The organism is Diplocloster modestus (assembly GCF_019042245.1).
In the GTDB taxonomy this organism is placed as follows: domain Bacteria; phylum Bacillota; class Clostridia; order Lachnospirales; family Lachnospiraceae; genus Diplocloster; species Diplocloster modestus.
This window is the reverse complement of record NZ_JAHQCX010000009.1, coordinates 22,073-38,146: the sequence shown is the minus strand read 5'-3', so window position 1 is coordinate 38,146 and position 16,074 is coordinate 22,073. Positions and strand designations below refer to the sequence as shown.

Sequence of the window (16,074 nt, the reverse complement as noted above, 5' to 3'; positions counted from 1 at the left end):
CGTTTTATGGATTGGTAAAGAAGCAGTTTAAAATAATACATAGTTAAGGTAGGTGTTTCGAGTGTTTACTTTTTTTTGTCTTTTCTTCCCTTCCGTCCTGTCTCTGGCTGTCTATGACGCGCTGGAGGATTCGGAAGCTGCCAGAAAGTACAGTCTATACAATATCATCATAAAATATGGGGTTTTCTGTACGATTAATAATATTATATCAATTGTTATCTTTGAACTTCTGTTTCCTATTGAATCAACCGCTTCCTACGGTCAGTTGAATGACGCGTTCCTGTCGCAGCGTTATCTGCTGCTGGTTTCAGGGGTTTCGATTCTGACAGCTCTGATCGCTAAGTTTTTCCGGAAGTATATGCAGTTTAAAATTAAAATCTCTGTAGAGGAGCAGGAAAAAAAGAAATGAAGAAATTACTGAGTTATTTTCTGGTAACCATTTTAATCTTCCTTTCCAGGCTTGTCTCCCTGGCCGCCGGCTGGGCGCTGGATACATTCGGAAATATTTCCGTCGAAGAAATTATTTTTCATTTAAAAATGCCGCTGGAAGGAACAAATCCGGATTATTTTATAGATTTTGCCCGGACCTGTGTGCTGCCGTCCCTGACTTTTACATTGCCGGTCCTGCTCGTCATTATCGTATTCTTAACGATCAATGAGAAAGTTTCATCGTTGGACTGCCGGCTCTGCCTCAAATTCTCCGTCAGAGAAAAGACGAAACGCTTAAAACTCTTTCCTCTGCGCTTTTTAAAACCGGTCGTCATGTTGGGGACTCTGGTGTTTTTAGTTTACTCCGTAACATCCAGCGCCAATGCCATCGACCTCACCTCCTATATCAAGGCACAGGCAACCAGTTCCAAATTTATTGAAGAAAATTATGTCAGGCCGTCCAATGATCTTTTAACCTATCCGGAACAGAAACGGAATTTAATCTACATATTCCTTGAATCCATGGAGACCACCTTTATGTCCGAAGAGGACGGCGGTGCTTTCGATTATAACTGTATCCCTGAGCTGACGCAGCTGGCCCGGGATAACATCAGTTTTTCCGGAAACGATCAGTTCCAGGGAGGTATTCCCACAACCGGAACTACCTGGACCATGGGCGCTATGTTTGCCCAGACTACTGCGCTTCCGCTGAATATACCGATCGGAATGAACAGCATGTCCGAGTACCAGGAATTCTTCCCGGGAGTTACAGGATTAGGTGATCTTCTGGGCGAAGCCGGGTACAAAAATTATCTGTGTATCGGTTCAGATGTGGTATTCGGAGGCAGAAAAAATTATTTCCAGCAGCACGGTAATTATGAAATCTGGGATTATTATTCCGCTATTGAAAACAAGAAAATCCCCGAGGACTATTATATGTGGTGGGGATATGAGGATTCCAAACTGTTTGATTATGCGAAAGAACAGCTGCTGGAAATCTCTGAAAAAGACGATCCCTTTAATTTTACAATGCTGACAGCCGATACTCATTTTGAGGATGGGTATTACTGCCCTCTTTGTGAGGATGAATTTGATGACCAGTACGCGGACGTTTACGCCTGTTCCAGCAGACAGGTGAATGAGTTCATTAAGTGGATCCAGCAGCAGGATTTTTATGAAAATACCACCGTCATTTTAAGCGGCGATCACTTGACCATGGATATGGATTTTTGTGAGGACGTGCCGGAATCTTATCCCCGAGGTGTCTACAACGCGATTTTGAATTCCGCGGCGGAACCGGTATCGGAAAAGAACCGGGAATTCACTACGATGGATATGTTCCCCACTACATTAGCCAGTATGGGAATACAGATCGAGGGAGACCGGCTGGGGCTGGGTGTGAACCTCTTCTCTGATCAGCCCACCCTGATCCAGGAGTATGGGATTGATAAATTAGATGAAGAGCTAAGTTCTAAATCAACATTTTATAACAGTGAGCTCTTATACAGTAAAGAATAAGAAACGCAGTAATGCCAAAACCTTCAAGCAACTACGTAGAGAAAGGGGCCTGTCCCCGGATGTTGACTGGAATAGTCCACACCTCCGGGGAAACAGGCCCTTTAAATTTCGGATAGACCGGCATCCGGGGACAGGCCCCTTTCTCCACGTAGTTGCTTGAAGATTTTGGCGTTACTGCCGAAAGATGCCAGTCCCCTCCCAGTTGCCTCTGTTTATCACTTTTTTATCTGATTTTCAAACTTTTTCACCGGCTGGCGCATCTATCTATTAGGTACCATGGAATGTAACTATAAATAAACAGGAAAAATGCGTTGAATAACCATTCATCCATTTTTTCTGCTGTATGCATAAAAAGGTTCTTTACCCTTTTTGTAGAATTTACGGCGCATGACATGCGCTTGCGGAGGATGAAATGAAAAAAATTAATTTTACCATTATCTTAACCCTAATCACATTGACACTGGCTGCCTGCGGCAGTCCATCCCCCTCTTCCTCATCGGAAGCCGCACCAACCGGCACTCCTCCTGTTCAGGAGCAGATCGCGGTCTCTCCTTCCCCAGATGGTGAATTTTCCAATCCATCTCTGACCGATAGCCAGAGGGAGTTTTGCGAAAAAATTATCGCTGCCGCAAAATCCAAAGATCTGCAGGCCCTTTCCGATCTGTGCAACTACCCGCTTTATGTGGATCTGGGAGACGGGGGGCAGGTCATTGAGACTAAAGAGGCTTTTCTGGCTTTAGATCCCGAAAAACTCTTTACCGACGCAATGGTCACCTCTGTTACCGAATGTGATCTGGATGCCGTTACCGTACCCCGGGCCGGAATTACCCTGTGTACAGACTATGATCAGCCCTCGATCACCAGCAGCTACAATGAAAACGGAGAATTGGGCATCTCCGGAATCAATTTTTAATTCATGATATGGTTTAAAAATCCCTGTTGTGTTAGAATAGGATAGTTATAGTGAAAATAAATTATTCTGAATAACAGGAGGTATTTACATATGTCCGTTTATCCTATCCGCAGACTACGTCTGCAGCATGCCTTTAATGTAAGAGATCTTGGGGGATACGAAACCTCGGGAGGCTCCTATACCCGCTGGAATGTCCTGTACCGCGCGGACGGCCTGTCCGGGCTGGACGATAAGGAATGGAATATCTTAAAAGAGGCCGGTATCCGCACGGTTATAGATCTTCGAAGCAAGTCCGAGGCACAGGAACAGCCGGAACAGGTTCCGGAGCCAATTCAATATTATCACTGCCCTCTTCAGGAGGAACAGATCTCTATGGGGGATATCGAAGCTTCTGCCCTTGCCGCCTTCACCCAGAGTCTGGATGAAGGCTATCGCATGATGGTGAAAAATAACGGTTCTTTGATTGCTGCCGCGCTGCGTACCCTGATCGGGGGGCTTTCCCAGGGCGCCGTGGTATTCCATTGTACTGCCGGGAAAGACCGTACTGGTACTTTAGCCGCTCTTTTATTGGCATGCCTGGGCGTTTCGGAAGAAGACATCACTGCGGATTACCAAATCTCTTATACACTGAACCGCCGGGGAATCAACCGCATGATGGAAGAAATGCCCGGTATGGAGCACATGTTTCCCATGCTGAAATCAGATCCGGACACAATGATCGGCTTACTGGAATATATCCGGGAACTGGATCTGAACGATTATCTTCTACGCAACGGGCTCACCGCGGATGAACTGGAACAGTTAAAAAAGTACTGCCTGGCAGAGCGTTAAGACCGATAGAGGTCTATAACCAGTACTCTTTATAAGAATGGCGCAGTTACGTGAATCTTGTATTTACCAGAATAACTCCTTTACCACATCCATATACAAATCCTTGTCCCAGCGGGTCTCCTCGTCAAACTGGCTGTACTCATTTTCTCCGCCGCTGCCGCGATATCCGCGGTAGCCGGCCCGCACGGCCTGGGCGAACCGTTCCAGACAGGTTTCCGCCAGATATTCAGGATCCCCCATGCACACATGATCAAACTGTTCTTTCATAAAGTTCAGCAGTTCCTCGTCGGTCAGCTCGTCTTGTGTTTCATTTTTGTACAGGTAGAAAATTTCCTGCAGACGGGTCAGCATCGGCAGATAATTTTCCTGATTCAGATACTGGGAATCACAGAACACTTCGATGAGCTTTCCCAGGATACTTTCTCCCAATTCGATTCTCTGATATTTTCTCAGCGTGGTATTTTTACTCTCTACCAATTCTCCCGCTTCTTCCTGTGTCAGGGAGAGTCCGAACCGGTCTGTTGTCTCATTTTTTCCGACCAGGCTTAAAGCTTCTTTTTTAATCACGGCCGGTGCCGCTGATTCATAAAGATTCCACTCCATATTGATTACCCCTTTTACCTGCAATTCTTTGATTGACAAATCTGTTCTCAGAGTGACAGTATACCCCTTTCTCATCGGGATTACCATTCTTGATTTTTTAGTGAAATTATGGTATCATAAATACATAAAAATTCCCGGAAATGTTTACAGCATTCCGGGAATTTTATTATCCTCAATATTATTTTGACTCCGCTTATCAACCCCTGTTGTTAATATAGTTGATAAGCCCTTCCGCCTTTATGATCTTCTGCATAAACTCTGGAAAAGCCTGGCCCTGAAACTTGGTTCCCTTGGTCTTATCGTAAATCATACCGGAGTCAAAATCCACCTCGACCTCGTCTCCGGCGTCGATCCCCTGCGCAGCTTCCGGGCATTCGATAATCGGCAGGCCGATATTAATGGCGTTGCGGTAAAAGATTCTCGCAAAAGTCTCCGCAATCACACAACTCACTCCGGCCGCCTTGATCGCGATCGGGGCGTGTTCTCTGGAGGAACCGCAGCCAAAATTCTTGTTGGCCACGATAATATCCCCTTTCTGCACTTTATTTACAAATTCCTGATCGATATCTTCCATGCAATGGGTCGCCAGTTCGGCCGGATCTGAAGAATTCAGATATCTGGCCGGGATAATTACATCGGTGTCTACATTGTCACCATATTTAAACACGGTACCATTTGCTTTCATTTATCCGTTCCTCCTTACTCTAACTCACTGGGGCCTGAGATTTTTCCGGTTACTGCGCTGGCCGCGGCGATGGCCGGGCTGGCCAGATAGACTTCCGAATCCACATGTCCCATACGTCCTACGAAGTTCCGATTCGTCGTGGATATACAGCGCTCTCCCGCAGCCAGAATGCCCATATAACCGCCCAGGCAGGGGCCGCAGGTAGGCGTGCTGACAACCGCTCCCGCTTTGATAAAGGTCTGTACAAGCCCCTCTTCAATAGCCTGCAGATAAATCTTCTGGGTAGCGGGAATGATAATACAGCGTACATTCTTCGCCACCTTCCGGCCTTCCAGGATCTTCGCGGCAATGCGCAGATCTTCCATTCTGCCGTTGGTGCAGGAACCGATCACTGCCTGGTCGATCTTCACTTCGCCCACTTCATCGATGGTCTTTGTGTTTTCCGGAAGATGCGGGAACGCTACCGTAGGTTTTAACGCCGCCAGGTCAATGGTGTAGACCGTCTCATATTCCGCGTCCTCATCCGCTTCATAAACCTGATACGGGCGTTTGGAATGTTCTCTCATATACGCCTCGGCCGCCTCATCCACCGGGAAAATTCCATTCTTGCCGCCGGCCTCGATGGCCATATTGGCAATGGTAAACCGGTCATCCATAGACAGGTAACGGATCCCCTCGCCGGTAAACTCCATTGATTTGTAAAGCGCTCCGTCTACGCCGATCATACCGATGATATGTAAAATCACATCTTTTCCGCTGACCCATTCGGAAGGTTTTCCAGTCAGTTCAAATTTGATGGCGGAAGGCACTTTGAACCAGCATTTACCTGTAGCCATGCCTGCGGCCATATCTGTGCTTCCGACGCCTGTGGAGAACGCTCCCAGCGCTCCGTAAGTACAGGTATGGGAATCCGCTCCGATCACCACGTCACCGGCCACGGTCAGCCCTTTTTCCGGCAGCAGCGCATGCTCGATCCCCATATCACCCACATCAAAATAGTTGGTGATCTCGTGCTTACAGGCAAATTCCCTCACACATTTACAGTGCTCCGCCGACTTAATATCCTTGTTCGGAATAAAATGGTCCATGACCAGCGCGATTTTATCCTTATCAAACACTCCATTCACAGTCATTTTATCCATTTCATGAATGGCTACCGGAGAAGTGATGTCATTTCCCAGTACCAGGTCCAGATCTGCTTCTATCAGCTGTCCCGCCTTCACTTCGGGAAGTCCCGCATGAGCGGCCAGTATTTTTTGTGTCATTGTCATACCCATGGTATCTGCCTCCATTCGTTTTTTAATGCTTTTCTGATTGTTATTCTAGCATAGAATCTGTTATAATAGAAATACATATTATGAATATTTATTATAACTTTAAGTTATACAGAAAGGGAATCCTATGGATCAGTCTCTCTCCAGCTATAAAACCTTCTATACGGTGGCCTCCACCGGTAATATCTCCAAAGCGGCCAAAGAACTCTATATCAGCCAGCCGGCCATCAGCAAGTCCATCCGCAGGCTGGAGGATTCCCTTGGCGTTGTCCTGTTCAACAGAAGCTCCAGAGGGGTCACACTCACCGATGAAGGCCAGCTGCTCTACCAGCATGTCCGTTCCGCCTTCGACACCCTTTCCGATGCGGAGGACCAGTTAAAACTGGCCGGTACTCTGGGAATCGGTCAGCTGCGCATCGGCGTCAGCACGACTTTGTGTAAATACGTGCTGCTCCCCTATTTGCAGCAGTTTATCCTGCTGTACCCTCACATTAAGATCTCGATCACCTGTCAGTCTACCAACCAAACGCTGCGTCTGCTGGAAGAGAACCGCATCGACGTCGGTCTCATCGGCAAACCGGATAATATCAAGCCGCTGCACTTCTATCCCATCGGAGAAATCGAAGATATCTTCGTGGCGACGGCTTCTTATATGGACAACCTGAAGCTGCGAAGCGGCAGGTTCGGTCCGAATATGCTGGAAACCGCCACCTTCATGCTGCTGGATAAGGAAAATATGACCAGACAGTACATCGACGATTATCTGCTGGAAAACAAAATCCAGGTCCATAACCTGCTGGAGGTTACTACCCTGGATCTGCTTATCGAATTCGCAAAAATCGGTCTGGGTATAGCCTGTGTCATCAAAGAATTCGTCCATCCAGAGCTGGCGGCGAAAAAGCTCATCCAGATTCCCCTGGGAATTCCCATCCACAAACGTGAAATTGGTTTCGCTTATCTGAAAAACCGCCATTGCTCCCAGTCAATGGAACATTTCATCCATTATTACGAGAGTCCGGACTCCTCCTGCTTTTCCATTTCCGAATAGGGAACCACTCTCCTGTACCTCTCTGGTATTTCCCGCTATACAGGAAAAACAGGCTGACCAGCATAATAAGGATCTGAGAAACAGGCACCGATATCCAGGTGCCGGTGATCCCCATCCACTCCGGCAGGATCAGCAGCAGGAGCAGAAGGAAAACCGGCTCACCATAGATCAGCAGGTAAGCCATTTTGTCTTTTCCAGTGGCATAGAATGCGGATACTGTGATTCTGGAAAAGCTGACAAAGAGATAACCCACTAAAAAAACCGGCAGGATTGCCCCGACACTTGACACAGTTTGTGGAGATGCCCCAAACAGAACAGCCGCCTGATTTCTGATCAGATACAGGAACACCATACAGCACAGGGCTGTAACCGCCGCGAACTGATAGGCGATCCTCCTTACCCTGCTGGTCTTATCCTCATCGCCTTCCCCATAATACAGGCTCATTAAGGGCTGGCATCCGTCGCTGATCCCCTGCAAAAGCAGCAACACCACGCAGGAGATATAACTGACTGCCGCATAGCTGGTAACTGCAGACTCTCCACCGTATAACACCGCGCTTTTATTGACCAGAATCAGGGTAATATTCGGAACAAACGTCAGCCCGAACGGGGACGGAGCAATCAGCAATACCTTTTTGGCCAGGCTCCCAAAGCTTCTTCCCAGTCTGCTGCGCAGACTGTTCCTCCTGGCCAGCAGAAAGCACAGGCACACCGCAAAGGTTACCGCCTGGCCTATTACCGTAGCTACCGCTGCGCCGGCCATTCCATAAGGATAACGCCATACCAGCAGGTAATCCAGCAGAATATTCGTAAGAAAACCCAATATCATAGCCACCATAGCCAGGACCGAACCTCCCATATTTCGCAGGAAAGGTACCAGCCCCGTGCTGAGCACCTGGAAAAACGTGCCGTATATGATAAAGCGGATATACTCGAGAGCCAGCGGATAAATCTCTCCTCCCGCTCCGAACACATGCAGAACCGCCGGAGCCGCTAGAGCCAGACCTCCCATAAGCAGCAGGCTGCCCCCCACAAGCAGCATCCATGTCACTTTAAAATACCGGTTCTTCTCTTCTGTTTTTTTCGCTCCCTCGCAGATCGAATACAAAATAGCGCCGCCCATACCGATCCCGCTTCCGATCGCCTGGATCAGCGCTGTCAGCGGATAAGCCATATTAATCGCAGCCAATCCAAAGTCTCCGATCTTATTTCCAACAAAAAAGCCGTCTACAATCGCATAGACCCCCGACAGGGCAAACGCCAGCATGGAAGGGATCACACATCGGAAAAAGTTCTTACGGATTTCCATCGTTATCTCCTTCCTCCCGGAACAACCGGTTAAACAGGGCCGTATTTTGAAGGAGGGCTTCACTTCGCGCCAAGCCCATCCGCCGCATCACTTCCTTTTCCTGCTGCTGCAGCTTACAAATGATATCATCTGCAAACTTCTTCCCTGAATCCGTCAGCAGTACCGCTTTATTTCTTCTATCCTTTTCCATAACTTCAAACCCGACCATCCCCTGCTTCAATAGATTCTGCAAAATGGAATTTACCGTCTGTTTGGGCAATATCCACTGATCGCAGATCTCTTTTTGCGTACAACCCTCCTCATTCTCATCCAAAGAAAACAAAATCAAAAGCTCATAATAAGAGATCCCATGCCGTTTCGCCCACTCTTCATAAATCGCATTAGTCTCTCTCCAAAGCGTATAAAATCTCTTCAGCTGCTCCGTTAATTCCTTATCCATCTTCTCCTCCAGAATTCTTCCCCGGATTTCATTTAGTCCGGTTTCGGACCAATTTAGTATAACAAAGAGTCCTTAGGATGTCAATCCCTTCTTTTACTTTATTACTTTACTATTAATGCTGAGATTTGCTGCAAATGGGCCGGAGCGTACCGGTGTGGCACTTTCGGGGGCTGGGCCAAAGGTGACGGGGTTCAAACCGCTTCGGCCGGACCTAAGAACGGGTAACTCCGAAGAGTACGAAACCTCTTATTCGCAGGAGCCGGGGCAAACTCGCCATAAAACGGCTCAAACAGAGCCCCGGCTCCTGCGAGGTTTCGTCCTCTTCTGCGTAACCCGTTCTAAGGTCCGGCCTCAAGCGGTTTGAACCCCGTCACCTTTGGCCCAGCCCCCGAAAGTGCCACACCGGTACGCTCCTACTTTAATACAATTTGAGGTACAATAGCAGAACAGAAGATTTCGTAATTTATATTATAAAGTAATAAACATACTTGTGATTTGTAATCTACCTCATTACATTTGTAATCTACCCCTTAACGCAGGCCGACCGGATCAGGCTATACTAAAATATACCAGAAAACAGAACCTTACTCCCGGCAATCAGGATTAGATTCTGTCTCACAGGCTGTTTAAAAGCCCCGTTAGCTATAAATATTTTTATAAGATAACATCTAATTGGAATTACTCCCATTCACTTCACGATCAACATATGAGCCAACCAATACTAACTAAGCCAATACTAAAGCAGGACCGGGCTGGGGCAAGGGCGGTATCCTGGGGGTGTCCCCGGCTGTCCCCGGCTCCGGGGTCCCTTTTGCTTCTCCTTGGGAGCGCATAGGGCGGCTGAGTATCCGCTTAGTGAAATCGAAAAGCCGGGTTCAGGATGACCGGCGGACTTCACGTCCGACGGGCAAGAGCCTCTGAACCGGGAACGCATCATGCGTTCCTGGTGAATAGGCTCGGTTCCTGAACCCGGCTTTTCGATTTCGCTTAGCAGATACCAGCGCAAGCCCTAAGCGCTCCCAAGGAGAAGCAAAAGGGACCCCGGAGCCGGGGACAGCCGGGGACAGCCGGGGACAGCCGGGGACACCCCCAGGATACCGCCCTTGTCCCAGCCCGGCCCGGCCCCTTAACAGTTAACTATCTAATCATCCCTTCATCCTTCAGCAACGGCTGCAGAACATCCGTCGGTATCTCGAAATAGCACATTCCCATATAGCCAGGCGCAACATCGTACTCGTCAAATACGATCACAAGCTTATTCTGGTCATTGATATAGAAGTTCTGATCTGCTTTGATCTCTGTAAACTGCGTATCGGCCGGCGCATCCGGGTCATCCAGAAAATACATCTTGCCGTCGTCAGGGTTCTTCATCTGCTCACGCATCTGCTCTTTAATATTTTCACTGATCGCCTGCACATAATCCGCTCTATCCTTGAACAGTCCCGGAAGGGTCACCTGTTCACCGGTTGTTTTATCCATTGTGTAATAGCGCTCGGTCTGCGCTCCGCTGGCCATGGTTTCCACTGCCCAGAGTTTAATAATATACAGTTTCTCATCGTCCCGGATTACCTCGGAGTCGATATCCAATCCTTTGTGTATCTCGCCATCGGACTCAATATCCGCTTTGTACTCGTCGATCAGTTTATTCGTATAGGCTTCGATGTCCAGATTGATCTTCTTCGTGGTCTCCTCCAGTTTATCTTTTGCCGGGTTCTGTGTCTCCTCCGGATTCACCACAACATTGGGCACTTTTACGTTTGCCTCGTGATTCTCACTTTGTTCCTGATAGGTACGGAAAGTGACTGCCCTAACGATACTTCCCAGCACGGGTACCTCCGACATGGCCATGGCCACATTCTGATTGGTATTTACCAGGATAGTCATTACCAGCATAGCGGCTACCGCAGTCATCCCTGCACCTTTTACAAAACGAATTACTTTTGAACGTCCTTTTTCTCTCTCTGCCCTGTTGATGGATTCTTCTATTCTATTTTTCAATTCTAATGGCACCTCGCATTTCTCATAGTCATTTTTCATCTCATTTAACCGTTCCTGTCCCTCTAAATTGACATCTTCAAATTTCATGTTTATCCCTCCTTTTCTATCCTGCAAGCTCTATCTTTAATTTTTTCAACGCCCGGTAAAGTCGTGTTTTCACTGTGTTCACATTTTCATTGATCATCTGGGCGATGTCTTCCAGCTTTCGGTCCTCAAAATACCTCAGGATAATAATCGTTCTGTCCTTCTCATCCAGTTTTTCCAGACTGTCCCAGACATCAAAATCCATATAGCGGTCCTCGTGTGCGGAATCCACATCCTCGATCCCCACGGTTTCCTTCCGGTTCTTACGGATAAAATCCAGCGCCGTATTGATTACCACCCGATATACCCAGGTCGCCGCATATTCTGCCTGCTTGACGGAGGAACTGTTCTTCATTGCCCGGTAGGCGCTCTCCTGGACGATGTCCATAGCATCCTCCTGGTTTCTTACATAACTGTAGGCTAAGCGATAGTAACTCTCATAATTATTCAACAGAAGAGTCTTAATCTCTTCATCGATCGATTTCTTTCGCAACCTTCACACCTCTTTCCTGTCTCTCTATTTTTTAATTTTAATCTCTTTATTTTGTTTACATCTTTTAGACGTCCCGGATTTATAAAAAGTTTCAAGATTTTAATTTTTTAAAATATTTTAATTATTATTTATAAAAAATTTTGCTTCTGTCAAATTGCAGATTCTTCCTTAATCATACTCTCTAATGCCGAAGCTGAAAAGGCATAAACAAAACAACGAAAAAAACCGGGAGCAGCGATTCATACCACCGGTCCCGGTTCGATTAATTTCATCTTATTTTATTCTTCTTGTCCTTTCCGCCTATAGATCTTACATCCGTCTTTTTTCAAAAGGCAGGAAAAACTGCGGCATACCTGTTGAGTAAGGAGCCACTTCATATTGTTGGAAAAATACCACAAGTCCATCCGGTGTCACATAAAAATCCCTGGCATTCCAGTTTTCATCCGTCAACTTTTGATAGTCATCAAAATAAGTACCCGGCATTTTTTTCAGCCGTTCCCCGATCTGCGCATTTACCACCTTTAATATGCTTTCCCGAAAGTCACTGCCCGGCGGATAAAACGCGGAAACGCTGACGCGGCTTCCATCCTGAAAATCCCATGTATCGCCCTTACGGATCGTCGTCCCGTGGGCACCGCCCGTAAACATATACTGATCCGTAAACAGGCTGGTAATACACCTATCATTAAAGGTTACCGTATACTCCACAATCACCTCATAGGCAATCGCCGGGAAATTATTCTTCTCGTCAAACTCCAGTTCACTGACCGCGTCCTGAAACAACTTATTTCTGCAATACGCCTCCAGTGTTTGGGCCTGCTGCTCATAATACCGGTTAATCTTCTGTGCCGCCTGCTGATTACAGTCCGTCGTAAATTCAGGATAATGTATCGTATAACTCAAAATCGGCGTATTCTCCTGCTTCATGGTATCCGTTAATACATGATCGGAAATTCTCTGCATAATTACCTTCAATATTTCTAACATTACTCCATCATATGCCGCCGCCCGCTCATGTATTCATACAGGCCCCAGCATCTGAAGCAGCCGAAATAAATTCCCGCCGATATGATTGCCTTATCCCATCAGGAAATCCAGTATATCCCAGCCTTCCGAGTTCTTAGATTTATACAGTTCCGTGTATCCGCAATTCGTACAACTGATCGTGATAAATTTTTTATTCTGAACATCAAAGATCTTAGCAAAATTTCCCCCGGTGGCCTGGAACTGGTCACTCTCATAATGCTGGCACCCACACTTCGGGCATACATATTGCATTTTCTCCATATCACTATCCTCCTGACTTATAATGCCTACAGTAACAAACAATCTAACATAACACCTTTATCTTATCAAATAATCCCCAAAAAATAAACCCCAAATCCATGAATCGTCCCCGCCCGCACTTAATTCCGTCTGGCACGAATCGCGTCATTTCCCGGAATTGTCAGGACCCCGGCCGTCTGGCTGACAGGCCAGGCAGCAAGGGTCCTGATTGTCTATCTGACTAACCGATAATATACCTTGGCAGTCCTCATGTACACCAGCGAATAAACTAGCGAGAACACCACAACCGTAACACAGGTACAGATAAATTCCAGCCGGATATCCGTTAGATTAAACATGACCAGTAGTCTGCTGATCATCGGGAATGCAAACATGACATGGATGACAGCCATGACAAGGGGCAGGAAAAATACCATGGATACCTGCTTGCGGATACTGGATCTCACTTCATCGTGGCTCATGCCCACCTTCTGCATAATCAGGAAGCGTTCATGATCCTCATACCCCTCTGAAACCTGCTTATAGTAGATGATCAAAACCGCAGCCATGATAAAGAGGATACCCAGGAAGATACCGATAAACAGAATCCCGCCATAAGACATATACCAGCCGCTCAGGGAAGTATACATAGAATCCACATAGCTGGAAGATACCTCATTGTGAACCCGATCAATAAAAGCATAAGAAAAATCAACACAATCATCCTTCTTTCCATCGATATCACAGTTCCACTGGAAGTTCCAACCGTAAGCATCCGGCTCCATACCGGATGCCCTGAAAATACGGTCCCCGGCTTCCTCATTCTTCACGATCAGGAAGTTCTCATTAAACATCGCATAAGGATCTTTTTTGCCTAGAATTGAAGTTTCCAGTTTCTCCTGTATCCGGAATTCCTCGTCGCCGATCTGTAATACATTACCCTTGATGGAATCCTTGACACTGAATACCAGTACCTCATCCTCTTTCAGAGATACCTGTTTTTGTTCAATCCGGTTGTAATCTTCCACCGGTATCATGGTAAATGAGGTCAGCAGGTCCGTGTCTTCTGTGACATAGTTTCCATATTTGCCCTCATCTGCCTTTCCATATTTTCCGCCTTCGTTGTACGCATAAATATCCAGGTAGGCAAAATAGAATTCACCTGCAGCGCTGACAGCCGAATCCGCTGTCATTTCCTCCAGGATACGGTCGATTCCTGCGATCTGTTCTTCACTCTCCAGTTTGTTGACCTGAAGATCATGGGGGAACCGGTAACGGATGGTTTTCTCCTGGCTGATGTACAGGGATACAGATCCGGCAATCATAACCAGAACCATTGTACTTAAGATACAGATATTAGCCAATCCCACGGCATTTTGTTTCATCCGGTACACCATACCGGATACAGCGATAAAATTTTTGGGTTTATAGAAAAATTTCTTATTATTTTTCAATATGCGTAATAACGCGATGCTGCCCGCTGTAAACAGCGCGTAGGTCCCCACAATGACCAGAATCACGGCCAGGAAGAATTTGGCAAAAGCATCCATCGGATTCTGGGTGACAATGGCAATATAATAACCAGTTCCCAGGCAGGCCACGCCGACCAGGGCCAGCCACCAGGACACCTTCGGGATCTTTTCTCCCTTATTTCCTCCCCGCAGCAGTTCGATGGGATTCACCATGCGGACATGGAAAATATTCGTCACCAGGTTCAGCACGAAGATACACAGGAATAGGGTCATGGAAGACAGCAGTGCCTCAGGCGCTAATCCAAAGGATAAAGAAACATTGATATGAACCAGCTTTATCAAGACCAGGAACACCAGTTTTCCCAAAACGAAACCGCTTATGATTCCCAGGATCATGCAGGCCAGATACGTCATAATGCTTTCCCAGGTCAGGATGCGGGCCACATGTTTTTTCTCAAGTCCCAGGATACAGTAGAGTCCCAGCTCCTTCTTCCGCTGCTTAATCAGAAAACTGTTGGTATAATACAGGAAAATGACTGCAAAAATCGCGATGATGTAAGAACCTGTTCCCAGAATCGTGGCCATGTCCTTGCCTCCGCCCATATGATTCAGTCCGTCATTGTGAGCCAGCACCTGAAAGATAAAGAACATACAGATCGTCAGGATGCAGGTCAGCAGGTAGGGAAAATATGTCTGCCGGTTTTTTTTCAGGTTGGTCAGGGCCATCCGGATATAGAAAAACCTACTCATCAGAAGCACCTCCCGTAGCCAGCACAGTCAGCGTACTGGATATCTTGGAGTACAGCTCGTCATTACTCATAGAGCCGCGGTAGATCTGGTTAAAGACGATACCGTCCTTGATAAACATGACGCGGCTGGCGTGACTGGCGGCCTGTGTGCTGTGGGTTACCATCAGAATCGTCTGGCCTGCCTGATTCAGCTCCGAGAATATATTTAAAAGACGCATGGAGGCTTTGGAATCCAGCGCTCCGGTCGGTTCATCGGCCAGGATTAACTTCGGGGTAGTGATCAAAGCACGTGCCACTGCTGCCCGCTGTTTCTGTCCGCCTGAAACCTCATAGGGATATTTGGGGAGGATATCTGTGATCCCCAGCTGCTTTGCGATCGGGTCCAGCCGTTTTTTCATCTCCTCGTAAGGGTTCCTGGCCAGCACTAACGGAAGAAAGATATTGTCCTGAATCGAAAAAGTATCCAGCAGATTAAAATCCTGGAACACAAACCCCAGGTTTTTTCTTCGGAATGTGGAAATTTCCTTGTCCTTGATTTTTGCCAGATCCATACCGTCTAACACCACATGACCGCTGGTGGCTTTATCCAGGGAAGCGACGATGTTCAGCAGCGTCGTCTTGCCGGAACCGCTCTCTCCCATAATGGCCACATATTCTCCCTGGTCTACCGTAAAGGATACATCGGACAGGGCCTGTACCTGGCTGCCGCCGAATCTGGTCGTATATATTTTTTTCAGATTATGAACTTCCAACAATGACATAACATGTTTCCTCCTTGACTTCACTTTAAATGATAGACTAAGTATAAGAAAAATATAGCGTTTATGCCATGGTTTCCACTTACATTTTTACAGTTTAATCTTACACTTTTGTAAGGTAATGAGGAGCGTTTTTATTTCATAGGAGCACTTTTCTATGAATAAAAAAACAGGACAGACCCCCGGTCTGCCCTGCAAAACTTTT

The 16,074-nt window shown here is 46.9% G+C and carries 16 protein-coding genes; 5 read left to right on the top strand and 11 right to left on the bottom strand.

The annotated features are described in order from the left end of the window. The first annotated feature begins 61 nt into the window (after nucleotides 1–61). The 4 genes from KTH90_RS13755 (at nucleotide 62) to KTH90_RS13740 (ending at nucleotide 3,691) form a co-directional block, all read left to right on the top strand. On the top strand, nucleotides 62–409 hold the full coding sequence (locus KTH90_RS13755) for a hypothetical protein (RefSeq protein ID WP_158353749.1): 348 nt from the start codon (nucleotides 62–64) through the stop codon (nucleotides 407–409). Continuing rightward, on the top strand, nucleotides 406–1,947 hold the full coding sequence (locus KTH90_RS13750; RefSeq protein ID WP_158353747.1) for an LTA synthase family protein: 1,542 nt from the start codon (nucleotides 406–408) through the stop codon (nucleotides 1,945–1,947). Before KTH90_RS13755 ends, KTH90_RS13750 begins: the two co-directional genes overlap by 4 nt. Nucleotides 1,948–2,359: 412 nt before the next feature. Further along, complete coding sequence (locus KTH90_RS13745; protein ID WP_158353745.1) at nucleotides 2,360–2,860, top strand: hypothetical protein; 501 nt, start codon at nucleotides 2,360–2,362, stop codon at nucleotides 2,858–2,860. 90 nt (nucleotides 2,861–2,950) lie between these two features. Then, on the top strand, nucleotides 2,951–3,691 hold the full coding sequence (locus KTH90_RS13740) for a tyrosine-protein phosphatase (RefSeq protein ID WP_158353743.1): 741 nt from the start codon (nucleotides 2,951–2,953) through the stop codon (nucleotides 3,689–3,691). Nucleotides 3,692–3,754: 63 nt separating this feature from the next. Here the strand turns inward: KTH90_RS13740 and KTH90_RS13735 are convergent, their stop codons facing one another. The 3 genes from KTH90_RS13735 to leuC form a co-directional block, all read right to left on the bottom strand. Next, the gene (locus tag KTH90_RS13735) at nucleotides 3,755–4,333 is read right to left on the bottom strand and encodes a DUF6323 family protein (RefSeq protein WP_330656011.1); all 579 of its coding nucleotides are present in this window, start codon (nucleotides 4,331–4,333) and stop codon (nucleotides 3,755–3,757) included. A gap of 157 nt (nucleotides 4,334–4,490) precedes the next feature. Beyond that, the gene (leuD, locus tag KTH90_RS13730; protein WP_158353741.1) at nucleotides 4,491–4,979 is read right to left on the bottom strand and encodes a 3-isopropylmalate dehydratase small subunit; all 489 of its coding nucleotides are present in this window, start codon (nucleotides 4,977–4,979) and stop codon (nucleotides 4,491–4,493) included. 14 nt (nucleotides 4,980–4,993) lie between these two features. Beyond that, complete coding sequence (gene leuC / locus KTH90_RS13725; protein WP_158353739.1) at nucleotides 4,994–6,256, bottom strand: 3-isopropylmalate dehydratase large subunit; 1,263 nt, start codon at nucleotides 6,254–6,256, stop codon at nucleotides 4,994–4,996. 124 nt (nucleotides 6,257–6,380) lie between these two features. On the opposite strand from leuC, the gene KTH90_RS13720 reads away from it, so the two are divergent. Continuing rightward, the gene (locus KTH90_RS13720; protein WP_158353737.1) at nucleotides 6,381–7,301 is read left to right on the top strand and encodes a LysR family transcriptional regulator; all 921 of its coding nucleotides are present in this window, start codon (nucleotides 6,381–6,383) and stop codon (nucleotides 7,299–7,301) included. On the opposite strand, the gene KTH90_RS13715 is transcribed toward KTH90_RS13720, so the two are convergent. From KTH90_RS13715 to KTH90_RS13680, 8 genes are all read right to left on the bottom strand, one after another. Further along, entirely contained in the window at nucleotides 7,249–8,610 is a 1,362-nt protein-coding gene (locus KTH90_RS13715) for an MATE family efflux transporter (protein WP_158353735.1), read from the bottom strand. The genes KTH90_RS13720 and KTH90_RS13715 overlap by 53 nt on opposite strands. After that, nucleotides 8,597–9,049 carry a MarR family winged helix-turn-helix transcriptional regulator gene (locus tag KTH90_RS13710; protein ID WP_158353733.1) on the bottom strand — a complete coding sequence of 151 codons (453 nt, stop codon included), beginning with the start codon at nucleotides 9,047–9,049 and terminating at the stop codon, nucleotides 8,597–8,599. The genes KTH90_RS13715 and KTH90_RS13710 overlap by 14 nt, the downstream gene beginning before the upstream one ends. 1,137 nt (nucleotides 9,050–10,186) lie before the next feature. After that, nucleotides 10,187–11,134, bottom strand: a complete 948-nt coding sequence (locus KTH90_RS13705) for an RsiV family protein (RefSeq protein WP_158353731.1) — start codon at nucleotides 11,132–11,134, stop codon at nucleotides 10,187–10,189. Nucleotides 11,135–11,150: 16 nt separating this feature from the next. Continuing rightward, nucleotides 11,151–11,624, bottom strand: coding sequence for an RNA polymerase sigma factor (locus KTH90_RS13700; RefSeq protein ID WP_158353730.1), 474 nt, complete (start codon nucleotides 11,622–11,624; stop codon nucleotides 11,151–11,153). Nucleotides 11,625–11,933: 309 nt separating this feature from the next. Beyond that, nucleotides 11,934–12,587, bottom strand: coding sequence for a DUF3298 and DUF4163 domain-containing protein (locus KTH90_RS13695; protein WP_238726938.1), 654 nt, complete (start codon nucleotides 12,585–12,587; stop codon nucleotides 11,934–11,936). Between the two features lie 114 nt (nucleotides 12,588–12,701). Continuing rightward, nucleotides 12,702–12,911 carry a zinc ribbon domain-containing protein gene (locus KTH90_RS13690; protein WP_158353726.1) on the bottom strand — a complete coding sequence of 70 codons (210 nt, stop codon included), beginning with the start codon at nucleotides 12,909–12,911 and terminating at the stop codon, nucleotides 12,702–12,704. A 212-nt stretch (nucleotides 12,912–13,123) separates the two neighbouring features. Next, nucleotides 13,124–15,112, bottom strand: a complete 1,989-nt coding sequence (locus tag KTH90_RS13685; RefSeq protein ID WP_158353724.1) for an ABC transporter permease — start codon at nucleotides 15,110–15,112, stop codon at nucleotides 13,124–13,126. Next, the gene (locus KTH90_RS13680; protein WP_158353722.1) at nucleotides 15,105–15,872 is read right to left on the bottom strand and encodes an ABC transporter ATP-binding protein; all 768 of its coding nucleotides are present in this window, start codon (nucleotides 15,870–15,872) and stop codon (nucleotides 15,105–15,107) included. The genes KTH90_RS13685 and KTH90_RS13680 overlap by 8 nt, the downstream gene beginning before the upstream one ends. Between the last annotated feature and the right edge of the window lie 202 nt (nucleotides 15,873–16,074).

Bases quoted from the DNA above. Each gene is read 5' to 3' on its own strand.
- KTH90_RS13720 (WP_158353737.1), top strand. From the start codon at position 6,381: ATGGATCAGTCTCTCTCCAGCTATAAAACCTTCTATACGGTGGCCTCC.
- KTH90_RS13680 (WP_158353722.1), bottom strand. From the start codon at position 15,872: ATGTCATTGTTGGAAGTTCATAATCTGAAAAAAATATATACGACCAGA.
- KTH90_RS13695 (WP_238726938.1), bottom strand. From the start codon at position 12,587: ATGCAGAGAATTTCCGATCATGTATTAACGGATACCATGAAGCAGGAG.
- KTH90_RS13685 (WP_158353724.1), bottom strand. From the start codon at position 15,112: ATGAGTAGGTTTTTCTATATCCGGATGGCCCTGACCAACCTGAAAAAA.
- KTH90_RS13715 (WP_158353735.1), bottom strand. From the start codon at position 8,610: ATGGAAATCCGTAAGAACTTTTTCCGATGTGTGATCCCTTCCATGCTG.
- KTH90_RS13745 (WP_158353745.1), top strand. From the start codon at position 2,360: ATGAAAAAAATTAATTTTACCATTATCTTAACCCTAATCACATTGACA.
- KTH90_RS13740 (WP_158353743.1), top strand. From the start codon at position 2,951: ATGTCCGTTTATCCTATCCGCAGACTACGTCTGCAGCATGCCTTTAAT.
- KTH90_RS13705 (WP_158353731.1), bottom strand. From the start codon at position 11,134: ATGAAATTTGAAGATGTCAATTTAGAGGGACAGGAACGGTTAAATGAG.
- KTH90_RS13710 (WP_158353733.1), bottom strand. From the start codon at position 9,049: ATGGATAAGGAATTAACGGAGCAGCTGAAGAGATTTTATACGCTTTGG.
- leuD (WP_158353741.1), bottom strand. From the start codon at position 4,979: ATGAAAGCAAATGGTACCGTGTTTAAATATGGTGACAATGTAGACACC.
- KTH90_RS13750 (WP_158353747.1), top strand. From the start codon at position 406: ATGAAGAAATTACTGAGTTATTTTCTGGTAACCATTTTAATCTTCCTT.
- KTH90_RS13690 (WP_158353726.1), bottom strand. From the start codon at position 12,911: ATGGAGAAAATGCAATATGTATGCCCGAAGTGTGGGTGCCAGCATTAT.
- leuC (WP_158353739.1), bottom strand. From the start codon at position 6,256: ATGGGTATGACAATGACACAAAAAATACTGGCCGCTCATGCGGGACTT.